This window comes from Candidatus Hecatella orcuttiae, from assembly GCF_002009985.1.
Taxonomy (GTDB): domain Archaea; phylum Thermoproteota; class Bathyarchaeia; order Hecatellales; family Hecatellaceae; genus Hecatella; species Hecatella orcuttiae.
This window is the reverse complement of the sequence record NZ_MTLX02000002.1, coordinates 1-17,539: the sequence shown is the minus strand read 5'-3', so window position 1 is coordinate 17,539 and position 17,539 is coordinate 1. Positions and strand designations below refer to the sequence as shown.

Sequence of the window (17,539 nt, the reverse complement as noted above, 5' to 3'; positions counted from 1 at the left end):
GTAGAGAATGGAAACCTTTTATCCTTCCAGCTCTTCTTAAAGTTAAAACCGGCTGTCCGTAGGTTTAGGCATCATCGTAGCTGTAGGTGTATGGGAAAACTGGAATCGATAAAGATAAGATTTCTAGGCGGAGTTAGAGAGGTAGGTAGGTCCGCTGTCGTTTTAAACAGTGAACATTCTGGTGTTCTACTTGATTACGGAGTTCAGGTAGACCGGGATCCGGATTTTCCCCTTCATATTCCTCCCAAAGATTTAGATGGAATAATCCTCACCCATGCCCACTTAGACCACAGTGGTGGGATACCTATTTTTTACTTCCGCAGCAAGCTTCCTCTTTATAGCACCGAGCTTACTCTCAGGCTCTCTAAAATTCTGATAAACGACTTCCTAAAACTGGCTGGTTACTATTTACCCTACGAACATCCAGAGTTAGAGGCTATGGTTGATAATGGAATCTTCGTCGAATATGGGGAAACGTTTCAAGTGGGCAAATTTAGGGTGAAGTTTTTGGAGGCAGGGCACATTCCCGGGAGCGCCCAGCTTCTGGTTGAAGTAGACGGAAAGAAGATAGTCTACACCAGCGACCTCAATGTTCTGGAGACTAGGCTTCTGAAGGGAGCCGACCTAGACTACGGGGAAATCTCCGCCATCATCCTAGAATCCACCTACGCTGTGGAAGACCACCCCGACCGTTTGGAAATGGAGAAACTTTTCGTCGGCAGAGTCAGGGAGGTTGTGGAAGCGGGAGGAACAGTCTTGGTTCCCGCTTTTTCGGTGGGGAGATCTCAGGAGGTTCTCTGCGTCCTAGAAGCGCACGGTTTCGAGTACTCCGTCTTCATGGACGGTATGGCCTTGGAGGTCAACGAAATCATGCTCCAGCATCCCCTCTATTTCAGGGATTATGCTCTTCTCCGCAGGGCTCTGGAGAAGGCTAGATGGATCACCCAGTGGAGGGAGCGGAGGGAAGCCGTTCGGCAGCCTTGCGTCATCGTGTCCCCGGCGGGAATGCTTAAAGGTGGAGCAGCTGCTTTCTACGTGGAAAAAGTGGCTAAAGAAAAGCGGAACGCCATCTTTTTAGTGAGCTATCAGATTCCAGGAACACCGGGGAGAGTCCTGCTGGAGCAGAGAAAAATTTACTCTAACGGTAAGCTTAAACCTGTGGAGGCGGAGGTTGAAAAATTCAGCTTCTCCTCTCACTCAGGCAGCAAAGAGTTGAAAACCCTCTTGAAAACTCTTCAAGGAAACCCGGTGGTTTACACTGTCCACGGGGAAGATGAAAGCTGCCAAGCCCTAGCCCGGTGGGTAGAAGAAGAGTTAGGCTTCAAAGCCTATGCTCCTAAACCGGGAGAAATCTTCGAGCTCTAGTTTAAAGTCCTAGAAAACCCCTAGCGGGTTATCCCTCCGTCTTTCCAGCGCTATGCTTTCCACCATTTGAACATGAGGTACCGGATGGTTTTAGTCTTAAGATTGGGGACGGCAATGATGAAACGCTTCCTAACAGTGGTAGCCAGCCTTCCAGCCCTGACGATCTCCACGGCGTCGATGTCTTCCTGAGGCTTTTTAACTTGGATCAGGAAAGGCGCGTGGTCTATGCCGGGACCCTGCTGGTAGACAGCGAAGTCGCAGCCGAACTTGATGCCGGGCTGAACGATGAGGCCGTTTTCCCTTAGGTCACGGTAGACCATGTATTTAAGCTGGAAGTCCCTGTGAGTTTCCCCAGCCATCCTAGCCAGTTCTCTTCGATTTATCCGTTTCCCATTCTCAAAGACTTGGATGAGGCCTTTTTCTTGGAGGTAGAGGCCCTCCATGAGGTCTAGGAGAAGGGGAACCTGAAACTCAAAGGTTTTGGGTTTGGCGATTCCCAAAGGCTTCCCATAGTAGCCTAGTTTGTAAAGCTGGCTTCCTAAGCCGGGCTCCCAAACGATAAGCCTGTTTTCAATCAGCTGAGCTGTGATCTTTTTCCCAGGCATGGTTCTGGAGGGTTAGGTTATGAGGGCGAGGATTTTGGAAGTTTGAGCTATGTTCTCTGAGACATCTGCCACTTCTTCCAGAAACTCGGCGATCTCCCTGACGAGGAATATCATGTTCACCTTCATGCCGCTGGATATGATCTTCAAATCCACTTTCCGGTGGATGTTGTCCACGGTCTTCTCCGCTGCTTCCACGTTCCTCGCTGCCTCCAAAACCTTGGAGGTTCCGTAGCTGAGGGCTAAGATCGTCTCCCGCAGCCTGACCAAACAGTTTAGGGAAGCTTCAGCTAAGCTTCCCACCTCCTTCATGACCTCCAAGTCAGCTTTCCATTTTCGTTTGGTCATCTCTGAAATTCTGTAGGATATCCCCATGCAAATGTCGGATATGGCTTCAACCTCGGAAGTCAGACGGATGAAATCCTCCCGGCTGAGGAGGACGGCTCCCACGTCCGCCACCTCATTCATGATGGTGTCCCGAATTTGGGAGGATTTCTCGTTGTTACTGACCACGTTTATGTGGTGCTGGAAGACTTGGTTTTCATCGCCGCTTTGATAGGCGGCGATCATGAGGCAGACCTCCCGAAGAGAGTCCAAAGCTTTCCTTATGTGTTCTTGACAGGTTTCCAGAATCCGCCGCCTCAATTGCTCCGCTGCTTCCCGAGGTAAAGCCACCTTTCCGCACCAACCTATTCTAATCCAAGATTTTATAGCTGGGAGATGCTTAAAAGAATAACTGAAACCTAAACTTTTGAGGAAGCCCCAGTTTATACAGGAGAGGATCCTCGTTGAAAACGGTTTTCACCGAATTTACAGTTTCAACCACCAAAAAAGTCGAACTGGTGAACATCACCCGACGTGTTGAGGAGGCTGCGGAGGCTTCAGGGGTGAGGAACGGCTTATGCCTGGTTTACGTTCCCCACTCTACAGCCGCTCTCATTGCCAACGAAAACGAGGCGGGCTTAATTCAGGACATCTTAAACAAGGTGGAAGGCTTCTTTTCCCCTGGCGCAGGATACCGCCATGACCTTGTCGACGACAACGCCCACGCTCATCTTGCCTCGGTCTTCTTAGGCTTCTCCCAAGTATTCCCTTTAAGGAACTCGAAAATAGCGAGAGGGGTTTGGCAGAGCATCTTCCTCCTAGACTTAGATGGGCCGAGAAGCCGCCGGGTGACGGTGGAAGTCCTGGGAGAATAAGTTCAGCTTGAGACCGCGAATACGTCGCGGCCTTGGAAAAACTCTCTCAAAAAAGCCGGCAGCTTCGTGGCAGAGACTCTCACCTGTTTCCAGCTGTTCCTGTCGCGGACGGTCACGGTTCCGTCTTCTAAGGTTTGGTAATCGATGGTGACGGCTATGGGGGTTCCTGCTTCATCCATGCGAGCATATCGACGCCCTATACTGCCAGCGTCATCGTACTCGACGGCGAATCCTTCACCTTTTAGAAGGCTGTGAATCTGTTCAGCTTTTTCAGGAAGACCGTTCTTAGAAACCAAAGGCAGCACTGCAACTTGGATGGGGGCTACATCCCGGGGAAGCTTCAAGACGACTCTGTCATTTTTTTCACTGTACGCATATTCCAAGGTTGCGTAGGTGAGCCTGTCAAGGCCGAAGGAGGGCTCTACTACACTGGGCAGAATTCTCCTCCCTTTTTCCTCCACTTCCTCCTCCTTTAAGGTCACATGCTCGGGGAGGATGGTGTACGTTTGACCGTTTCCCCTGAGCAAGTAGCGCCCATCCGCCTTCAAGGCTTCAGCCACCTCCTCAGGCGGAGTCAACTCCAGCAGCCTAGTTACGCGGCCCGAATCCTTCCCAAAGACTTGAGCCAACTGTTTATGATGGGCTTTGAGGGTGAATTTTTTAACTCTACGGGGTTTTTCAAACTGAACATAAGCCCTCAGGTCTACGCCGCTGGAGGCCATGTGCATCTTGAGGTCGTAGTCTGTCCGCCACGCATGGCCTGAAACCTCGACGAAACCCCACCGGGAAAGCCTCACCACCTGGTCGTAGGTCTGAGCTGAATAGTGGGCTCTCTCACCTACGAGTTTCTCCTTGAAAAACTGGTCACCGTCCGAAATTCCTAACTCGTTGAGGAATCTTTTAGCCTTAACCATGAAGTAGGCGTTCCATTCCGCCTTAATGTGGTTGCGCTCTAAAGCTTCTCTCACTGAAAGCTCCACAGGCTCATTTTTTCCTTCCCTGATCAATTCTTCATGTAAGAGTCTGAGTTTCTCTTCTTCCACCTCCTTAAGCTTGGAGCAGTGGGGATTTTCGGGGTCGAAGAAAAACTCCAACTCCATGATGGTTAACTCTCTAAGCCTAATAGGGCCTTGGCGAGGGGAAATCTCGTTTCTCATACACTTCCCCACCTGAGCCACACCGAAGGGAAGCCTGTTTCTGGCCAGTTCGTGAAGCCGTTTGAAGTTGACGAAGATCCCCTGCGCCGTCTCAGGCCGCCCGTAGCCTACGTGCTCACTGTAAGGGCCTATGGTGGTCTTGAAAAGCTCGTTGAAAACCTGAGGAGCCTCCAAGTTTCCTCCGCACTCGGGACAGTGGACTTCATGCTCTTTCAAGGCAGCGTCCAACTCGACTAATGCTAGGCCTTCCGCTGAAATCCCCGCCTGGTCTTCCAGCAAATGGTCTGCCCGCCATTTTCTTCCACATCGGCTACAGGAGGCTATGGGATCTGTAAAGTGGGCGGTGTGGCCTGAAGCCTCAAAGACCGCGCTGGGGCCTATGACCGGCGTGTCGATGAGCATGAGGCCTTCTTTCACCACAAACTGGTTAATCCATTTTTCTTCTATCTTCCGTTTGAGGATGGCTCCTAGGGGGCCGTAGTCGATGAAGCCGCTTTCCCCGCCGTAGAGCTCGTAGGAAGGCCAGAAAAAGCCTCTTCTCTTGGCCAGTTCCATGATTTTCTGGCATTTATCAGATTGGCTCAAATCTGCCCCTCTCAACCGTTCCATTGCTATGTTTCCTAATGGCTTCTTCTTTTAAAACTGTTATATGGCTAGGGTGGTGAATTATTGTGGGGTTGAACCATGGTCCAAGACGCCCTCCTCCAGATGGAGTGGATGATCTTCCTCCAAGGCTTCATCACCCTCTTCGCCATCTTCGACCCTGTGGGAAACATTCCCATATTTCTGTCCATCACCGAGGGGATGGCTGAGTGGGAGCGGAGGAGGGTTGTAGCTAAGTCATGCCTCGTCGCCTTCGGAATTCTCATGGTCTTCGCCTACGGAGGCATCTACCTCTTCCAGCTTCTCAACATAACCCTCGACGACTTCAGAATCGTCAGCGGACTCATCTTGCTCATCTTCGCCGTGGAATACGTGCTAGGGAGGGGTGAAAAACATTACAAGTCAGCTAGGCCGGAGGAGGTGGCCATCTTCCCCCTGGCTACACCTCTGCTGGCAGGACCGGGAAGCATCAGCGTGGTGATGTTGATGAGGAGCCCTCCCTTCGGGCCTCTGACGGTGTTCGCAGTTATAGTCTTAAACGTTCTCTTAGCTTGGTTGATCCTTCGCCCGGGAGCCTACATTCATAAGTATCTAGGCCGCCAAGGGTCCTTGGTGATCTCCAGAATCATGGGCCTCATCATAGGCGCCATAGCCATAAGCTTCATCAGAACGGGGATCCTAGGCTTCATCCAAGCCGTGTGAAGGCTGGTTAAGAGTGCCAATCCAACTGCCTAGGGAAGGAGGCCTTCCGCCTCAAGAACCTCCCGAGTGAGCTCATGGCTGTGGAAGGCTGAAGCCACCAAGACTCCCTCAACCCCCAAACCTCTCAGAAGCTTTAGGTCGCTGATGTTTCTCACCCCACCGCCTACCAAGATCTTCACGCTAACTCGAGCTAGAACACCTCTGAGGAGTTCGAGGTTTACACCTTTCCCAGTTCCAACTTTGGAGAGATCAAGAAGGATAATGCGTGGAACTCCTAAGGCTTCCAAAGCCTCAGCCAGATTTGACGGACTCGACGAACGGATGGAGGGCGAAGGGCTGAGGATTTTACCCCCTACTATATCAAGGCTGACAGTAACCTTCTCAGCTCCCAGCCGGTTTACGCAGTTTTCCACAAGTTTTATTTCAGGTAAGGTTTCTGTTCCGATGACCGCTTCCGATGCTCCTGAGTTCACAGCAGCCAATGCGTCGGCAACCTTTCTGACTCCCACGTCCACCAGAAGCTTTAGACCTGTGCAGCGAGCCAATTCCCCAATGAGGGGGAGATCCGGCTTCTTCCCGGCAATGGCTTCCAAGTCTGCGATATACAATTCTCTGAAGCCAAATACGTTTTTGAAATTTAGAGCTGCTTGAAGTGGATCACTATCTGAGCAAAGCCAGCTTCTGAGAGGACGGTAACGTTCTCTCCTACCCGCCACAGCCTGCACAGCTTTGCCTTTTTTAACGTCTAGAACAGGGATTACTTGCACAGTTTAAACCCTGTTTTTAACTCTGTTTGCGAGCCTTTCTTTGCAGGTTGAGGATGGCCTCCAAGACGCCTCCGCCTATCGCCCTAGCTCTGTCGGAAATAGTGAAACAGTACTCAACAATGCCCCTAGGGTCCACATCGCCAACTTTCTGTCCTTTCACCACTTGAAGACCGTCTCGCAGCAGCCCTCTGATCACTCCGGGAATTTGGCTGAAGATGGGATGCCCTTCCACGGAGGCAACCTGCTCCCCCTTAGCTACTTTGTCGCCGATTTTTTTTATGGAACGAAACAGCCCGTCCGCCGGAGCTCTCAGCACTCTTTCCACCGTGTAGCCTTCTATAGGCCCCGGGGTTGCTGTGTCTTTTTCAGCCTTCCCTTCGTAGATGACTTTTCCCAAGTAATGGCCTCTCTTCGTTTCCACCACAGCGTGAACGTCTAGGCCGGCCGTGAAGCCGGGTCCTAGACCGACCACGATGGGGGCGTCCGTCATTTTTGTCCCTAGGTTTTTCTTCGCCATGAGAGCATCCACGACCACGTCGGGGCGCATGGTCTTTACGGTTTCAGCTCTGCTGTCCACGACGACAGGGATCCAACCTTCATTCAGGAGGATGAGAGCTTGGTCGAGGTTTTCGGCGCGTTTAGCCTTCACTCCTTCCACTTCAACTTCCCCCTCATACACGGCTCCAGCGAACGATACCGCCCGCCTAACCACCGTGGGTCTTTCAATTTCAGTGATGACCACATGCATTCCGGCTTTAACCAGCCTGTGGGCTACACCACTGCCCACATCTCCGCCGCCTTTCACCACAACCAGCAAGCCACTTCCCTCCCCGTCTCCCTAGAGGAGACTTATCTTCATTTCTAAATACTTTTAACCTCGTCCAAATTGGCGGAAGGCGAGTAGAACATGTGATTCCGCACACAAGTTACCAGTGTTCGTAGTGAACAATCTGGCTCAGAGGCTTTCTGTCGACAACTTCCCCCTTCTTAACAGCCGGATAGCCCAGAGGGGTTATAGCCACGATGCGAATGCGGCGGGGTATCTTCAAAGCCCTTTTCAAGGCCTTTTCTTTGAAGGCCCCTATCCAGCATGTTCCAAGCCCCAGTTCGGTAGCGGCGAGGATCATGTTCTGCATAGCGATGGAGGCGTCGATTTTCCAGAACTCCTCCCCATCCACTTCCCTGACCCAAGCCTCTTTGGGGTCGGCGCAGACCACGATGAAGACTGGGGCGTTGATTTCGGTTCTTCCCACATAGGCGTTTTTCACCTTCTCCACAGCTTGAGGGGTCGTGGCGACGACGAAATGCCAAGGCTGTTTGTTGTGGGCGGAAGGCGCCAGCCTACCGGCTTCGAGGACTTTTTCCAGCAGCGAAGGGTCGACTTTTTCCGACGTGTACTTTCTGATGCTTCTCCTAGTCTTTATTGCATCCAGTACATTCATCTGCCTGATACCACGATTCATTTCAAGCCTTCGCGCCTATTTATGTATTACCGGAAGCCGAAAAATCGCTGAAAACATGAAGAAAAGAAACATAGCAAGAGGGAGACAGACGGATCAGCGGCTTCCTCTTCTAAGAGGGAATCCGTTTAGAGCCCAACCGGCCGCCAACCAGGCAGATAGACTCATCGTGGCAATGACCAAGGCTCCTGAGGAAGCCATCATGACTTCAGACAGAAAGAATTGGGAACTGGCGGCCATTAAAGCACCTGAGCCCGCCCATAATAAAAAGAGGCCTCTAAGCCACCAGCGGTTGAAGATTGTAAACGTCTTCTTTAGGCGTCGGCAGAGGGTGAAACATAAGGTTAAGGGAGGCGCTAAGTACACCAAGCCGATGAGGGCGCTGGCGGTTAAGCCGGCTACGACTATACCGAATTCTTCTTCGAAGTTGAAGAAGTTGTAGGCCAAGGCTGAAACGTGAAGAATGGCCAGTAGCGGATACAAAAAGCCTTTAGCCACGGTTCGAGCGGCACCGTGGTCGGCGATGAAGCCGGCTACCTGGGGGCTGAAAGAGTAGTAGAACCGATCGAAAAGCACCATAAACCTTCCTCCGGCGAAGGTTGAATAGACGATCTGGTCTCTGAAGTTTCTTAGAAATTGAACCTCCGAGGAAAGCCGGGAGCCGAAGGTGGCGGTGGCGATGATGCATTCCTTATCCTCTTCCACGTTGATTTTCTCTGTTTCGGTAAGGACGTGTCTTCCCGTGGAGTCCGTGAACTCCACTTTTACCTTTAAGCTGTATTCTTTGGCTTCGGTAGTTTCCAAGGACCTTATTTTGAGGTTTTCCCTATGCTCGTCCCCTTTATCCATGGTTTCGTAAACTTTGGTTCCTAAAACTTCGAAGGCAGCCCTGTCTACTTCCACCGAGACCACGACATTGCTTAGTTTTTCTTCTCCTACATTTTTAAGGCGGAAAGGAATGCTGATCTCTTTCACTTCACCCAACTTTATGCTACTGGGGAGAGGTTCATCCACTTCAAATTTCAGCGGCACCTTTTTAACAGCTAACTCCTTGGCCAAGTAAAACGACTCAGAATCGTAGGTGATCCTAGCCTTAACTTCTCCCCGTTCATGAGCGCCTTCTTCCGCTGTCACGTCGAAAGTCAACGTTTCCAACCCTCCGGGAGGAAGGGAGGGAATATTCCAAGCCTCGTGGGAGGCTGTTAAGCCGCTGCTCAGAACCAGTTCTACCCGTAGCTGTTTTATCTCTTCTACGCCTATATTCTCCAAAACGATAACAGCGACCACGGACTCTCCGGGGTAGACTTGACTGGATGAGAAAGCCATAGCTGCGGTAAGAGGCGCCGCTATTTCCTCAGAGTGAACGTTGGCCGCCGGTAGCAAGAGGAAGCTTATCGCCAAGAGGACGGCGATGGTTTTCTTTGTCAAAACCCCTCATTAGAAACATTTCTTGCCTTCTCGAACTATTTAAAATCTTGGGTGATTCCCCCGGAGCCTTCCAGCCCTCGGAATAGGTTTAAAAGTCGCCCAGAAAAACTTTTATTTGATGAGCAGAATTCTGCCAACCGACAAGGTAAAGAGGACGATTGCCAGAATCTACGAGGAGGACCCTAAAGGCTGGCATATGCTGGTTGGAAGGGATGTCAAAGGCTACCATGACATCTTAGTCATCCACAACTCTGAATTCTGGCATATCAAAGAGCAAAGCCTCAACCCCTATGAAACCGTAGGTTTCGGTGTCCATGGAATACTGGAAGACCGCAAGCTGCCTCCCGGCCTTTCCGCCGAGTTTCCCTACGGATTCAGGCCTCTAACCCGCCATCAAACAGCCCAGTTGGCTGAAGTCTTCCGGACCGGGGATAACCTTCAGAAAGTCGTTCAAAGCCTTTTCGCCACCCAGCCTACTTCCCTCCGCCAGCTGAACAGCCCCATCGTCATGCAAGGCCCAATTTTGCATGCTGAGAAGCCTTTAGGCATTCTTTCCGAAGGCCATAGAAAGTTAGACTCGGAGCTTAGGAGACAGTTGGAGAGGCTTCTCTACGAAAAGTATCCCCACACCATAACCCAATATATATAGTAAACACGACTGATATCAGGCTCAACCCAACCTAGGGGTATTTTCAAACTTGCTCCAGTTTAAACCTATCCTAAAAACACTGGAAGACAGGAATTCAGCTCGCCTAGGTGGGATTCCTTGCGGCGTTCCGGAGTACTAGAGCTAAAGCTACACTACGGCACCGCCCCCCAATGGCTTGTTTCAAGGATGGTGAGGCTAGCTAAGGTCATCTTCAGAGTTATGGTCGACGAGCTTGGGGTTGAAGAACTTCTGGTCAGACTGTCCGACCCCTTATTCTTTCAAGCCTGCTCCAATGTCTTAGGATTCGACTGGGACAGTAGCGGCTCCACCACGGTGACATGCGGAGTGCTGAAAGACGTCTTCAGGGAGGAGGACTTGGGGATTAAGGCTGCGGGAGGGAAGGGAGAGGCCTCCAAGAAAACCCTTGAAGAAATTGAAACACTCAGCGAGCCGCTGGGGCTCTCCACCAGCCGGGTGGAAGAGCTGAAATACGCCAGCCGCATGACAGCTAAGGTGGACAGCGCCGCCATCCAAGCTGGATATCAGATCTACCATCACACCCTCTTCATGGCAGAGGGAGGTAGTTGGGTGGTCGTTCAGCAGGGATTGAACCCGGCCACCAGAACAGCTCGAAGATATCATTGGCAGAGCCGAAACTTGAAAAGCTTCGTAGAGGAGCCTCACAGCGGCATATGGGGTGAAAAAGTTCACAAGCAAGTCTTAGACATGACGGCTCAAGAAAGCGGAGAATGCCGGAAAACCTGCAGAGACCTAGTGGTCGACAATCCGGACAAGACCCTCCGGCCCTATTTGGTGGTTGCGCCCCCAAGCCAGCAGACCTTAGAAGGCTGGCTTAGTTCAGTAGCTGCTGCGAAGTTTTACAGGGTATATTCTGGAAAAGTCAACTGGCAAGCCCTCCGGGAAGCTTATGAGGTTAAGCCTAAGGACTTCCAAGAAGTTTTAGCCGTGAAGGGAATAGGCCCCGCGACGGTGAGGGGTCTGGCCTTGGTTTCCCAGCTCATCTACGGAGCCAAACCCAGTTGGAAGGACCCTCTCAGATTTTCCTTTGCCTTCGGCGGAAAGGACGGTGTTCCCTTTCCAGTTAGGAAGAGGGCCATGGAGAAGGCGGCTGAGTATCTTAAACAGGCTGTGGAGGCAGCGGAATTAGGGAGAAAAGACAAGTTGGATGCTTTAAAAAGGCTGGGGAGCCTTTATTCCTAGGGAGACTTTTTCGCTGAAGAGATATTACCTAAACCTTCTTCCCCTAGGCCTCATCCAGTTTTGGCCTACTTCCCTCTTCAAAAGGACCCTTTTTTCATAGTTTCTTTTAACTCTAAACCTAGGAATGGGGGAATGTCGTTCCTTAGCTGGGATTTTAGGCGTTTGGGAGCGGACTTTCCCGGCTTTGGTAAGGGATCCGTGGGTCGGCATGGCGCTTCACCTATGTTTGGAAGTTTGGATGCATAATTAAACTTTGCGCGCGGCTTCAAGGTTTTTGAGGATGGTTATACAGTGTCTATTTCCTTCCGCGATGCAGTATTCGTTTACAGCCTCGTATTTCCCTAAATAATTGGCTATAGTCTGGAAGAAGGCTTTGTGCCCTTCGCACACGATTTTTGGGTTAGCCTTAGCGACTTCGTAAAAAATGCAGTTGGATATTCTTATTTCTAAACTCCCATCAGCCCTCTTGGTCAAGGAAGGATATGAGCCCATCTTAGCGATCTCGGGGAGCACGTATTCGCTGAATTTGTCTTCATCCCAGCGTTGAATTCCATATTGAAAGCTGAGATTCTTCATCAACTGTTCTCCCAGTTTTGCCCCGATTTCCCTTAAGATGGAAACGGTATATTTCTCACCTTTCTTTTTGAGAAGAAACTCTAGCAAGTGTTGAGTAAGCATTTCATATTGGCGTTTAGGAAAACTGAGGTTCACGTATCGGCTCACAATTGTGTAAAGCTGCGTAGGCCTCCCAGGGCCATCCCGTCCCTTCAAAAAGGATTCCACCAAGCCTGTGTTTTCCAGTATCCTCATATGATGGCGGAGGGTTATCGTCTTCAAACCAGTTTTTCGCGAAAGGTCCTCCAGACTTAATGGCCCGTAGCTGGCGAGAAGACCTAAAACCTGTCTTCTCGGCTCAACGGAAAGAGCCCTGTGCACTTCCGTCTCTTTTACATCCATTTTCTCGAGAGACAAATTTAGACACGTTAATATAAATATAGTCAATGGTTTTTATTTTTTTCTCCCTAATTATATATATGACAATAAAAAATACTCGAAAAATTTACTATATTTATTTTTTGAATGGCGAAAACCGAGTCAAAGAGGCGTCAGCCGCCCTGAAGAATCCCTAACAGTTTTACCGAATTCTCTAATCTGAGCCAAGGTTTTCCCTGAAAAAACAGGGCCTTCTCGGCAGACGCGGTGTTTACCCAGCATGCAGGTTCCGCATAGGCCGACACCGCATTTGATGTAGCGGACCAAGCTCATCTGGGCTGGAACATTGTGCTTAAGTGAAGCATCTAAAATTTTCTTAAGCATGGCTTCAGGGCCGCAGGCGTAAATTTGTCTGAATTCTTCCTCCTCTAACAGACGTTCGACCGTTTGGGAGGCTATTCCTTTAATTCCCCGGCTTCCATCCTCCGTCACCATGAAAAGTTTGTCTTTTCCCTTTCGGAGAACCTTGGAAGCTTCGGTTGCACCGAGAAGCTCCTTTCCGGTAGCGGCGCCTAATACCACGGTTAAAGCGCCTTTCCTCCGTTTCAGCGTTTCCACCAAGGGAAGAAGAGGGGCAATGCCCACTCCTCCGCCAACCACCAGAACCCTGCCTTCCACCATTTTGAAGCCGACGCCGTAGGGTCCCCTAACCCCGATAAGGTTGCCTTTCTCTAATCTGTGAAGGGCCTCCGTAGCTTCGCCTATTTTTTTGACGGCTATACCTGAAATTTCCACGCCGTTTATTTTTCCAATTTTAGAGAGGCTCATGGGAACTTCGTCTACACCCGGAATCCAAACCATGATAAACTGCCCGGGTTCAGCTTGGGAGCAGGGTTTGTCGCGGAAGAAAATGGATTTAATGGAGGGAGTTTCCTCTCTGACGGCTTGAACCTTCACCATTCGAGGCCTTGCAGCGAGCTGAATATTTTTGCTCATGACCTACTTCCTTCGCGTTTAATGAGCCCGCCCCACTAACTCTTCTACACTGCGAAGTCCTTTCTTTTTCAGGTAATCTCGAAGACCGTGGAGGATTTCCCCGAAGACGGCGAGGTCTTTGAACATGACAGCTGTTCCCACTTGAAGAAAGGAGGCGCCGGCCATCATAAATTCCACAGCATCCTCCCAGTTGCTGATGCCTCCGCAGCCTATGATGGGAATCTGAATCTCCTTGAAAAGCTCGTAAACACATCGAACAGCTATCGGCTTTATAGCCGGCCCTGAAAGGCCGCCGAAAACACCTGCCAAAATGGGGGCCCCCGTTTCGATGTCGATGGCCATGGCTTTGAGAGTGTTGATGGCGGTAACAGCCTCTGCCCCCGAGTCTTGGGCAGCCTTGGCCATCTCGGTTATCTGAGCCACATTAGGGCTTAGCTTGACGATTATGGGCTTCTTTGTGGCACGCCTCACTTGCTTCACAACTTCGGCTAAGGCTTCTTTTTTCTGCCCTATTTCCACACCCACCTCCTTGACGTGGGGGCATGAAACGTTGACTTCAAAGGCAGCGACTTTGAGGCTGTCAAGCCGTTTGGCTACCACTTCAAAATCTTCAGGTTTAAACCCGAAGATGCTGGCGACGATGGGCGTGTCTGTCATGGCTACGGCTTCTTTCAATTCCGAGGCAGCGGCTTCGACTCCTGGGTTGGGCAAGCCCATTGAATTCAGAAGCCCGCCTTCCACTTGGACGATGGTGGGGTTGGCATGACCCGCTCTAGGCTTCAAGCCGTAGGACTTAGTTACCACAGCTCCTAATCCTGCGTCTGCCAACCTCTTCAGGGAGTAGGCGGTCAACCCTAAAATGCCAGCCGCGTTCATTAGGGGATTCTTAAGTCTAACGCTGGCTAATTCTACGGTGAGGCAGGGAGCTTCGCGAGGCGTCCTCACACGTGAGACCCCTTTAACTTTTCGCTTTCCAGCTTATTCAAGCTTCCTTTCTGAAGGAGCAAAGTTTTTCCTGACAGCTTTATAAGAGCCTTTATTATATGATGGAGTAGCGGAACTTTCTGAGGCTACGACTATGGGAAAAGTGTACCTAGTTGATTCGGTGATTGGGGTTTTAGCTTTCGACGAAGCCGGCAAGGTTGTAGATAAAGTCCTTTTTCCTAAAGACCCTGAAAAGGCGGCAGAGCGCATTCTCTCCTTAGAGGGGAAAGTGGATGATGCAGTTCGGGGGATGGTTCAAAGGCTCAAAGGTAGCTGCGAAGGTTTCATTGTTGAAAACAGCAACCTAGCCTCAGGCCTTCGCGAGCAGCTAGGCGTAGAGGTTGCCGTGGAAAAGTCTACTGGCGCCGGAGAATTTTTGCGGTCAAACCTCGCCTACGTAGCTGTCCAAGTGGGCTATGCGGAGAGGGAGGAGGAAGTCTACGACGTCCTCCGGGAAGTTTCTACAGCGGTGACAAGGGTTAAAATCCGGAGGGCGGCGGGGAAGAGGGATAAAATAATTATCCAAGCCATAAACGCTGTGGACGAGCTGGATAAGGCTCTGAACATCTTAGCGGGAAGGCTTCGAGAATGGTACGGTCTCCATTTTCCAGAGCTGGACAGGGCGGTGGAGTCCCATGAAACCTACGCCAGACTGGTGGAGACCTTGGGGCTGAGGGAAAATTTTAACGCTCAAAACCTGATTAAACTCGGCCTTCCCGAGTCAAAATCCAAGAAGCTGGAAGCCTTGGCTCAAAACTCTGTGGGAGCCCCTCTTCTAGAAGAAGACCTGAAAAGCCTCCAACTCCTCTGCAAGCTTTACTCCGAAACTTGGAAAACCCGAAAACTACTTGCGGAAAAAGCTGAAAGCCTCATGGAGGAGGTTGCTCCAAACCTGAAGGCCTTGGTGGGCGCCAGCCTAGGCTCCCGGATGCTGGCCCTCAGCGGCGGATTGGAGAAGATGGCCATGATGCCTGCAAGCAAGCTTCAAGTTTTAGGGGCGGAAAAAGCTCTTTTCAGGTCTCTTAAAACAGGTGCTAGACCTCCGAAGCACGGAGTCCTTTTCCAGCATCCTCTTGTCCATCAAGCGCCGAGATGGCAGCGAGGAAAGATGGCGAGGGCGTTGGCTGGGAAGATCGCCATCGCCAGCCGGGTGGACGCTCTAACAGGGTCGGATGTGGGAGCTAGGTTGAAGGCTGAGCTGGAGCGGAGAGTAAAGGAGATTAGGGAGAAATACAAGAAGCCTCCCGTTAAGCCTCCCAAGGCCAAGAAACCTAAGAAAGGCAAGGGGAGGTCAGGTCGACGGCGCTGAGAATAAAGCCCCATGAAAATTTTCAAGGAGTCTACTGGGTCTACGGCTTAGAAGGAACGCGAAAACTGGCTACCCAAAACCTGACCCCCGGTAGGGGAGTTTACGGAGAGAAGCTGGTGAGGGTGGGAGGACTGGAGTTCAGGCTTTGGGACCCCTACCGAAGCAAGCTGGCCGCCGCCCTTTGGAAGGGGTTGAAGACCTTTCCCTTCCAGCCTTCCAGCCGTGTTCTCTATTTAGGGGCTGCCACAGGCACCACAGCCAGCCATGTTTCGGACATCATAGGCTCCGAGGGTAAAATCTACTGCGTGGAGTTTGCTCAGAGAGTGATACGGGAGCTCGTCAGCAATGTTTGCGCCTACAGGAAAAACATGATACCTCTGATGGCTGACGCTAGAAAGCCGGAAACCTATCGATGGTCTGTGGAGAAGGTGGACGCTATCTACTGTGACATCGCCCAGCCGGAGCAGGCGAGAGTGTTGGTGGACAACGCTGAGATGTTTCTTAAACCAGGAGGCAGAACCATGCTGGCGGTTAAAGCCCGAAGCATCGACGTCACCAAAGAACCCTCAGAGGTTTTCCGAAAAGAAGTTCAAGTCTTAGAAGGCTGGGGAATGACCGTACTGGAGAAGATAAGCTTGGAGCCCTACGACAAAGACCACAGTTTCATCGTAGCGAAGCCTAAGGCTTAATGTGGCTTCGTCCCCCTCTCAGCTCTTTTCAGGTCCTCGCTGATTTCTTCTCTCTTAATGCCTTTAGAATCTTCTCAGGAGTGATGGGCAGGTCCTTAATTCGGACGCCCACAGCATTGTACACAGCGTTGGCGACAGCTGGCGCTGTGGGAACAATAGGCGGCTCCCCTATGCCCTTCGCCCCAAAAGGTCCGTGGGGATCAGAAGGCTGGACTAAAACCACGTGAAGAGGAGGAATATCTAGGGAGGAAGGGATTTTGTAGTCGAGGAAACTGGTGGTGAGAATTGCTCCCGTCTGGGGATCAACCACGGTGTCTTCGGTGAGGGCGTAGCCTAGGCCTTGGGTCACACCGCCTTCAATCTGTCCCTCCACCATCTGAGGGTTGACAGCCGTGCCCATGTCGTGAACTGCTGCGAAGCGGAGGAGTTGCACCTCCCCCGTTTCCATGTCCACCTCCACCTCGGCAAACTGAGCTCCGAAGGGGAGGGAGTTGATGTTAGCCGTATAGGACCCGCGGCCGACGATAGTCCCTGCGTCTTCCTGTTCGTGGAACCGGATGTATTCAGCTAGGTCTTGAAGAGTTATCGCCGTCTCTGGGTCGTCTTTAACGTAGATTTTTCCATCAGCCATCTCGAGGCGCTCCGGTTTGACATCTAACCTTCGCGCTGCCCGTTGGAGAATTTGCCTTCGAGCATCAGCGGCCGCAAGTCTCACCGCTGCGCCGCACACGTAGGTGGCGCGGGTTGCATAGGAGCCGTGGTCGAAGGGGTGAAACTCCGTGTCCACCTCAGCGCTCAGCTTGATGGCCTCCAGAGGTACGCCTAACTCCTCCGCGGCCATCTGAAGTATCACCGTCTTGATTCCCTGCCCCATTTCATGCAGAGCCATCAGCAGGTTGAATGTGCCGTCGTCGTTCAACACCAGCAATGCATTGGAGACTTCCGGAGGTACAGACGCTGCGGCTGCGCCCAATCCACTGTTCCCAGCCATGGCGGCCATGCCTATGCCTTTTCTTTTGGCGCCTTTTCCCCGGTAGGCGGGGTCGTATCTCCGCTTCCAGCCGATGAGCTCAGCCCCCCGGTCCATACACTCCTCCAAGCCGCAGGTTTCAATGGTGACCTTGGGGGCGAAGACCATGCGGTCTCCGATTCTCACATGGTTTCTCCTCCGTATCTCCAGGGGGTCTAGGCCTAGTTCCTCTGCAGCCATGTCCACAAGCTGCTCCAAAGCCCACTGGGCCTGGGGGTTGCCGTAGCCTCTGAAGCCGTAGCTGGGAGGGCGGTTGGTGTAGACGACGTTGCCCTCGAACCTGTAGGCGGGAAACCTGTAAAGGCCGAAAATGAAGGAGTAGCAGGCTCCAATCACTCCAGAGCCTTCCACGGCATACCCCCCCGTGTTCAGGGTTACGTTGGCCTCTAGGGCTGTGAAGTGGCCGTTGGGGTCTGTGCCGAGTTTGAGTTGGAGGATGGCGGGG

The 17,539-nt window shown here is 51.6% G+C and carries 19 protein-coding genes; 7 read left to right on the top strand and 12 right to left on the bottom strand.

Annotated features, from left to right (window positions below):
- Positions 1-90 precede the first annotated feature (90 nt).
- A complete protein-coding gene (locus tag BWM17_RS00115) occupies positions 91-1,365 on the top strand; it encodes an MBL fold metallo-hydrolase (RefSeq protein WP_309491846.1) in 1,275 nt (424 codons plus the stop codon).
- A gap of 50 nt (positions 1,366-1,415) precedes the next feature.
- On the opposite strand, the gene endA is transcribed toward BWM17_RS00115, so the two are convergent.
- Both endA and BWM17_RS00105 read right to left on the bottom strand, forming a co-directional pair.
- Entirely contained in the window at positions 1,416-1,970 is a 555-nt protein-coding gene (gene endA / locus BWM17_RS00110) for a tRNA-intron lyase (protein ID WP_309491845.1), read from the bottom strand.
- Positions 1,971-1,982: 12 nt separating this feature from the next.
- Positions 1,983-2,642, bottom strand: a complete 660-nt coding sequence (locus tag BWM17_RS00105) for a DUF47 family protein (protein WP_309491844.1) — start codon at positions 2,640-2,642, stop codon at positions 1,983-1,985.
- Between the two features lie 113 nt (positions 2,643-2,755).
- On the opposite strand from BWM17_RS00105, the gene BWM17_RS00100 reads away from it, so the two are divergent.
- The gene (locus tag BWM17_RS00100) at positions 2,756-3,166 is read left to right on the top strand and encodes a secondary thiamine-phosphate synthase enzyme YjbQ (RefSeq protein WP_309491843.1); all 411 of its coding nucleotides are present in this window, start codon (positions 2,756-2,758) and stop codon (positions 3,164-3,166) included.
- Positions 3,167-3,168: 2 nt separating this feature from the next.
- On the opposite strand, the gene glyS is transcribed toward BWM17_RS00100, so the two are convergent.
- A complete protein-coding gene (glyS, locus tag BWM17_RS00095) occupies positions 3,169-4,908 on the bottom strand; it encodes a glycine--tRNA ligase (RefSeq protein ID WP_309491842.1) in 1,740 nt (579 codons plus the stop codon).
- A 99-nt stretch (positions 4,909-5,007) separates the two neighbouring features.
- Here glyS and BWM17_RS00090 point away from each other — a divergent pair, with 99 nt between their 5' ends.
- Positions 5,008-5,628, top strand: a complete 621-nt coding sequence (locus BWM17_RS00090) for a MarC family protein (RefSeq protein ID WP_309491841.1) — start codon at positions 5,008-5,010, stop codon at positions 5,626-5,628.
- 29 nt (positions 5,629-5,657) lie between these two features.
- Here BWM17_RS00090 and BWM17_RS00085 read toward each other — a convergent pair whose 3' ends face one another.
- From BWM17_RS00085 to BWM17_RS00070, 4 genes are all read right to left on the bottom strand, one after another.
- The gene (locus tag BWM17_RS00085) at positions 5,658-6,395 is read right to left on the bottom strand and encodes a HisA/HisF-related TIM barrel protein (RefSeq protein ID WP_309491838.1); all 738 of its coding nucleotides are present in this window, start codon (positions 6,393-6,395) and stop codon (positions 5,658-5,660) included.
- A 16-nt stretch (positions 6,396-6,411) separates the two neighbouring features.
- Positions 6,412-7,203, bottom strand: coding sequence for a selenium-dependent molybdenum cofactor biosynthesis protein YqeB (yqeB, locus tag BWM17_RS00080; RefSeq protein ID WP_309492363.1), 792 nt, complete (start codon positions 7,201-7,203; stop codon positions 6,412-6,414).
- Positions 7,204-7,321: 118 nt separating this feature from the next.
- A complete protein-coding gene (locus tag BWM17_RS00075; protein WP_309491837.1) occupies positions 7,322-7,837 on the bottom strand; it encodes a nitroreductase family protein in 516 nt (171 codons plus the stop codon).
- A 114-nt stretch (positions 7,838-7,951) separates the two neighbouring features.
- Positions 7,952-9,283, bottom strand: a complete 1,332-nt coding sequence (locus BWM17_RS00070) for a CFI-box-CTERM domain-containing protein (protein ID WP_309491836.1) — start codon at positions 9,281-9,283, stop codon at positions 7,952-7,954.
- A 118-nt stretch (positions 9,284-9,401) separates the two neighbouring features.
- Between BWM17_RS00070 and BWM17_RS00065 the strand changes: the two genes are divergently transcribed.
- A complete protein-coding gene (locus BWM17_RS00065; RefSeq protein ID WP_309491835.1) occupies positions 9,402-9,932 on the top strand; it encodes a hypothetical protein in 531 nt (176 codons plus the stop codon).
- 117 nt (positions 9,933-10,049) lie between these two features.
- Positions 10,050-11,153, top strand: coding sequence for a DUF763 domain-containing protein (locus BWM17_RS00060; RefSeq protein WP_309491833.1), 1,104 nt, complete (start codon positions 10,050-10,052; stop codon positions 11,151-11,153).
- 24 nt (positions 11,154-11,177) lie between these two features.
- Here the strand turns inward: BWM17_RS00060 and BWM17_RS00055 are convergent, their stop codons facing one another.
- From BWM17_RS00055 to BWM17_RS00040, 4 genes are all read right to left on the bottom strand, one after another.
- Positions 11,178-11,363: a 30S ribosomal protein S30e gene (locus BWM17_RS00055; RefSeq protein ID WP_309491831.1), complete on the bottom strand. Its 186-nt coding sequence runs from the start codon at positions 11,361-11,363 to the stop codon at positions 11,178-11,180.
- 36 nt (positions 11,364-11,399) lie between these two features.
- Positions 11,400-12,125 carry a helix-turn-helix transcriptional regulator gene (locus tag BWM17_RS00050; protein ID WP_309491830.1) on the bottom strand — a complete coding sequence of 242 codons (726 nt, stop codon included), beginning with the start codon at positions 12,123-12,125 and terminating at the stop codon, positions 11,400-11,402.
- Between the two features lie 123 nt (positions 12,126-12,248).
- Entirely contained in the window at positions 12,249-13,082 is an 834-nt protein-coding gene (locus tag BWM17_RS00045) for a dihydroorotate dehydrogenase electron transfer subunit (RefSeq protein WP_309491829.1), read from the bottom strand.
- A gap of 18 nt (positions 13,083-13,100) precedes the next feature.
- Positions 13,101-14,027: a dihydroorotate dehydrogenase gene (locus BWM17_RS00040; RefSeq protein ID WP_309491828.1), complete on the bottom strand. Its 927-nt coding sequence runs from the start codon at positions 14,025-14,027 to the stop codon at positions 13,101-13,103.
- Positions 14,028-14,160: 133 nt separating this feature from the next.
- Between BWM17_RS00040 and BWM17_RS00035 the strand changes: the two genes are divergently transcribed.
- Positions 14,161-15,375, top strand: coding sequence for a hypothetical protein (locus BWM17_RS00035; RefSeq protein WP_309491827.1), 1,215 nt, complete (start codon positions 14,161-14,163; stop codon positions 15,373-15,375).
- Positions 15,372-16,064: a fibrillarin-like rRNA/tRNA 2'-O-methyltransferase gene (locus BWM17_RS00030; RefSeq protein WP_309492362.1), complete on the top strand. Its 693-nt coding sequence runs from the start codon at positions 15,372-15,374 to the stop codon at positions 16,062-16,064. The genes BWM17_RS00035 and BWM17_RS00030 overlap by 4 nt, the downstream gene beginning before the upstream one ends.
- Before the next feature lie 28 nt (positions 16,065-16,092).
- On the opposite strand, the gene BWM17_RS00025 is transcribed toward BWM17_RS00030, so the two are convergent.
- A partial coding sequence (locus BWM17_RS00025) for a xanthine dehydrogenase family protein molybdopterin-binding subunit (protein ID WP_309491826.1) occupies positions 16,093-17,539 on the bottom strand: 1,447 nt, incomplete at its 5' end.

Bases quoted from the DNA above. Each gene is read 5' to 3' on its own strand.
- BWM17_RS00035 (WP_309491827.1), top strand. From the start codon at position 14,161: ATGGGAAAAGTGTACCTAGTTGATTCGGTGATTGGGGTTTTAGCTTTC.
- BWM17_RS00090 (WP_309491841.1), top strand. From the start codon at position 5,008: ATGGTCCAAGACGCCCTCCTCCAGATGGAGTGGATGATCTTCCTCCAA.
- BWM17_RS00115 (WP_309491846.1), top strand. From the start codon at position 91: ATGGGAAAACTGGAATCGATAAAGATAAGATTTCTAGGCGGAGTTAGA.
- BWM17_RS00075 (WP_309491837.1), bottom strand. From the start codon at position 7,837: ATGAATGTACTGGATGCAATAAAGACTAGGAGAAGCATCAGAAAGTAC.
- BWM17_RS00055 (WP_309491831.1), bottom strand. From the start codon at position 11,363: ATGCCGACCCACGGATCCCTTACCAAAGCCGGGAAAGTCCGCTCCCAA.
- endA (WP_309491845.1), bottom strand. From the start codon at position 1,970: ATGCCTGGGAAAAAGATCACAGCTCAGCTGATTGAAAACAGGCTTATC.
- BWM17_RS00045 (WP_309491829.1), bottom strand. From the start codon at position 13,082: ATGAGCAAAAATATTCAGCTCGCTGCAAGGCCTCGAATGGTGAAGGTT.
- BWM17_RS00065 (WP_309491835.1), top strand. From the start codon at position 9,402: ATGAGCAGAATTCTGCCAACCGACAAGGTAAAGAGGACGATTGCCAGA.